The sequence below is a fragment of the Gordonia desulfuricans NBRC 100010 genome (genome assembly GCF_001485495.1).
GTDB lineage: Bacteria > Actinomycetota > Actinomycetes > Mycobacteriales > Mycobacteriaceae > Gordonia > Gordonia desulfuricans.
This window is the reverse complement of sequence record NZ_BCNF01000200.1, coordinates 1-4,535: the sequence shown is the minus strand read 5'-3', so window position 1 is coordinate 4,535 and position 4,535 is coordinate 1. Positions and strand designations below refer to the sequence as shown.

Genomic DNA, 4,535 nt, shown 5'->3' with positions numbered 1-4,535 from the left:
GGCCACGGCACCCAGAACGACTTCGTGATCCTCACCGATCCGGCCGCCGAACTCGACCTGCCCACCGAGGTGGTCGCCGCGATCTGTGACCGGCAGCGGGGGATCGGCGCCGACGGGTTGCTGCGCGTCGCCCGTGCCGGCGCCCTGGTCGCCGCGGGCACCCTCGCCGCGCTGCCCGCCGGGGTGTCACCCGACGACTGGTTCATGGACTATCGCAACGCCGACGGCTCGATCGCCGAGATGTGCGGCAACGGGGTCCGGGTCTTCGCCCACTACGTCCGCGCCACCGGACTCGCCGGCACCGACGAGTTCACCGTCGGCTCGCGTGCCGGGGCACGGCCGGTGATCGTGCACTCCTTCGATACCCAGGACGCCGACGTCAGCGTGCAGATGGGTCCCGCCCGGCTCGGCGTGGACTCGTCGGTCACCATCGGGTCCGACCTCTACCGCGGCATCGCGGTGGACGTGGGCAACCCGCATCTGGCCTGTGTGGTCCCCGGCCTCGACGCCGATGCCCTGGCCGCGGTCGATTTCGGCACGGGCGTACAGATCGATTCCCAGGTGTTCCCGCACGGCACCAATGTCGAACTGCTCACCGTCCCCACCGAGGCCGACGGCCGCCTGCACGCCCGGATGCGGGTCTTCGAACGCGGTGTCGGCGAGACCCGCAGCTGCGGAACCGGGCTGGTCGCCGCGGCCGCCGCGGGCTTCGCCCACCGCGGGGAATCGACCGGTGAGATCACCATCGACGTGCCCGGCGGGCGCGTGCAGATCCAGATCCTGCCCGACGACGCGTGGCTGCGCGGGCCGTCGGCACTGGTCGCCGACGGACGCTTCCGACCCGGCTGGACCGCCACCGCGATCCCCGCCCCGGAGGTGACGGCCGGTGCCGTCGGGGACTAAATCAGGTGCTCGACGACGTTGATCCATGCGACCATGGAAGGCGTATGACGACATCAACTCATCTTTCGAACACCGACGGCCCCGACCGCGACGACGTCCGGAACCCGGACACCGCTGCGCATGACTCGTACGATCCCGGCCGTTCAGACCCCATCGATCGAGATACCGCCCTGGCCGGTCTGCACGGGCTGACCACGCACCGGGCCGACGATCCGACCACCGGTGAACTCCAGCTCTCCGACCGTGCATCGCTGCAGCGTGTCGCGGGCCTGTCCACCGAGCTCACCGACGTCACCGAGGTCGAGTACCGACAGCTACGCCTCGAACGCGTGGTCCTGGTCGGCGTGTGGACCACCGGTACCTCCGCCCAGGCACACGCGGCCATGACCGAGCTGGCCGCCCTCGCCGAGACCGCGGGCTCGCAGGTCCTCGACGCGGTGATCCAGCGGCGCCAGACGCCGGACCCGGCCACCTACATCGGTTCGGGCAAGGCCGAGGAGCTGCACGACATCGTCGGCTCCACCGGCGCCGACACCGTGATCTGCGACGGTGAGCTCACCCCCGCACAGCTGACCGCCCTGGAGAAGGTGGTCAAGGTCAAGGTGATCGACCGGACCGCCCTGATCCTCGACATCTTCGCCCAGCACGCCACCTCCCGGGAGGGCAAGGCGCAGGTGTCGCTGGCGCAGATGGAGTACATGCTCCCGCGTCTGCGTGGCTGGGGTGAGTCGATGTCCCGGCAGGCCGGTGGTCGCGCCGGCAGCAACGGCGGTGTGGGCCTGCGTGGTCCGGGTGAGACCAAGATCGAGACCGATCGCCGTCGTATCCGCGAACGGATGGCCAAGCTGCGCCGCGAGATCCGAGAGATGAAGACCGCGCGGCTGACCAAGCGCGCGGCCCGTCATCGTGGGTCGGTGCCGCAGCTGACCGTCGCCGGATACACCAACGCCGGCAAGTCGAGCCTGGTCAACGCCATGACCGGCTCCGGTGTGCTGGTCCAGGATGCACTGTTCGCCACCCTGGACCCCACCACGCGCCGCGCCACCCTCGACGACGGCCGCGAGGTGGTCTTCACCGACACCGTGGGCTTCGTGCGGCATCTGCCCACCCAGCTCGTCGAGGCGTTCCGCTCGACTCTGGAAGAGGTGGTCGACGCCGATCTGCTGTTGCACGTCGTCGACGGCAGCGACCAGTTCCCGCTAGAACAGATCGCCGCGGTCCGCCAGGTGATCAACGAGGTGGTCGCCGAGGACGACGCCACCCCGCCACCGGAACTGCTGGTGATCAACAAGATCGACGCCGTCGACGCGCTGCGCATGGCCGAACTGCGGGCCGCGGTCCCCGGTGCGGTGTTCGTCTCCGCCCGCACCGGCGAGGGACTGCCGGAGCTGTTCGAGCGCGTGCGTGACCACGTGCGCCGCTCCGACGTGGAGCTGACCCTCGCGGTGCCGTTCACCCGCGGCGACGTGATCTCCCGCATCCACCGCGAAGGGGAGGTGCTCTCGGCCGAACACGACGCCGACGGCAGCATCCTGCGCGTGCGGGTCCCCGAGGCGCTGGCCGGTGAACTCGCCGGCCTCGCCGTCGAGCCCGCCGCCACCTGAACCGAGGGTCCGGCGAAACCGCGCCGAACCCGCACCGACGACGAAGGCCGCCCATCCGGGAGAACCCGGGTGGGCGGCCTTCGCGTCTCGGCCGGCCGCGCGTCCGCTACTCGGCGTCGAGATCCTTGGCGACCAGCTCGGCGATGGTCGCCAGGACCTCCGCGTCGTCGGCGCTGACCACGATGTTGGTGCCCTTCTCGGCGCCCAGGGTCATGATCATCAGCGCGGAGCCCGCATCCACGGGTTCTCCGCCCTCGAGCGAGAGGGTGACGGGGACGGCTGCGCCGGCAGCGGCGTCGGCGATGATGGTGGCGGGACGGGCGTGCAGACCGACGGCCGATCCGACGGCAACGGTGGTGCTGGGCATGGTTTCTGACTCCTCGGGTGGAAGGGATCGAGCGGATTGACGGTGATGGTTCGGGGCGGGTGATCGATCAGGCCGGCACCGCCTCGAGATCCGGGGCGGACACCGCAGCACGAGTGTGACCGAACTGCTTGGCCGCGATCACGCACACCGCCGACAAGAGTGTGCCCGCCGCCAGGGCGACGAGGAACCACCACCAGGCGTTCATCGCGAAGAACACGAAGATGCCGCCGTGCGGTGCCCGCAGCTCGACGCCGAAGGCCATGATCAGGGCGCCGGACAGGGCGCCACCGGCCATCATCGACGGGATCACGCGGAAGGGGTCGGTCGCGGCGAACGGGATGGCGCCCTCGGAGATGAACGATGCGCCCAACAGCCATGCGGCCTTGCCGTTCTCCCGTTCCGGCTCACTGAACAGTCGCGGCCGCAGCACGGTGGAGGCCAGGGCGAGGGCGAGCGGCGGGACCATACCCGCGCACATCACCGCGGCCATGATCTCGTACTGCGCGGCTCCGGCGGTGGCGGTGTCGGCGATGCCGGCGGTCGCGAACAGGTAGGCGGTCTTGTTGACCGGTCCGCCGAGGTCGAAGCACATCATCAGGCCGAGCACGATACCCAGGACGATCGCCGACCCGCCGCTCATGCTGTTGAGGCCGGAAGTCATCTGCTCGGTGATCCATGCCAGCGGCTTGCCGAGGAACATGAACAGCACCGCGCCGATGATCATCGAACCGAACAGCGGGATGATCACCACAGGCTGCAGGCCACGTGCCCACTGCGGCAACGGGATTCGAGAGATCCACAGGCACACGACACCGGCCAGCAGGCCGCCGATCAGGGCGCCGATGAAGCTCGCGCCGACGGCCAGCGAGACCAGGCCGGCGACGAATCCGGGTGCGATACCGGGACGGTCGGCGATCGCGAAGGAGATGTATCCGGCGAGTACCGGGACCGCGAGTCCGAGGGCGAGGTTGCCGATCGCGAAACTCACCGCACCCAGATACTGGCCCAGTCCGCCCGGCGGCAGATCCCAGAGACTGCTGTGCAGTGCGTAGTAGGTGGCATCGCTCATCGACGAGTCGACGACGCTGTTGGCGATCTCGTATCCGGCGAGCAGGAAGCCCAGGGCCATCAGCAGACCGCCGGCCGCGACGAACGGGATCATGTAGCTGACACCGGTCATCAGGGCCTGCTGGGTGCGCTTGCCCAGGCCGGGTTCACCCGACCCGGTGGCCTGCCCGTCCGCCTCGTCACCGTCGCCACCGCGGACGACGGCCGCATGCGGGTTGCCGGCTGCGGCGACGGCCTCGGCGATCATGGTGTCGGGCTCGTTGATCGCACGCTTGACGCCCGAGGCGATCACCGGCTTGCCGTGGAAGCGGGCCTTGCCCTTGACGCCCACGTCGGTGGCGAAGATGACCGCATCGGCGCCGGCGATCACGTCGGAGGTGAACGGGGTGGTGCCCGACGAGCCCTGCGGCTCCACGTGGAAGTCCACCCCGGCGCGTTCGGCGGCGTAGCGCAGGGCGTCGGCGGCCATGTAGGTGTGTGCGATACCGGTGGGGCAGGCGGTGATCGCGACGATCGACAGGCGTTTGTCGGCGGCCGGCGCGTCCGAGGTGGCGGGCGTGGCGGGTGCGGTGGCCGCAGCCGTGGCGGACTCG

4 protein-coding genes are annotated in these 4,535 nt (G+C 70.1%); 2 read left to right on the top strand and 2 right to left on the bottom strand.

The window, feature by feature from the left end:
* On the top strand, positions 1 to 903 hold a 903-nt coding region (gene dapF, locus GD1_RS23770; RefSeq protein WP_059039989.1), incomplete at its 5' end, for a diaminopimelate epimerase.
* 44 nt (positions 904 to 947) lie between these two features.
* Positions 948 to 2,507 carry a GTPase HflX gene (hflX, locus tag GD1_RS23765; RefSeq protein ID WP_083534686.1) on the top strand — a complete coding sequence of 520 codons (1,560 nt, stop codon included), beginning with the start codon at positions 948 to 950 and terminating at the stop codon, positions 2,505 to 2,507.
* Between the two features lie 106 nt (positions 2,508 to 2,613).
* Here the strand turns inward: hflX and GD1_RS23760 are convergent, their stop codons facing one another.
* Positions 2,614 to 2,874 carry an HPr family phosphocarrier protein gene (locus tag GD1_RS23760; protein ID WP_053776426.1) on the bottom strand — a complete coding sequence of 87 codons (261 nt, stop codon included), beginning with the start codon at positions 2,872 to 2,874 and terminating at the stop codon, positions 2,614 to 2,616.
* Between the two features lie 67 nt (positions 2,875 to 2,941).
* Positions 2,942 to 4,535 (bottom strand): PTS fructose transporter subunit IIC (locus GD1_RS23755; protein ID WP_059039987.1); only part of this gene is annotated, 1,594 nt, incomplete at its 5' end.

Bases quoted from the DNA above. Each gene is read 5' to 3' on its own strand.
- GD1_RS23760 (WP_053776426.1), bottom strand. From the start codon at position 2,874: ATGCCCAGCACCACCGTTGCCGTCGGATCGGCCGTCGGTCTGCACGCC.
- hflX (WP_083534686.1), top strand. From the start codon at position 948: ATGACGACATCAACTCATCTTTCGAACACCGACGGCCCCGACCGCGAC.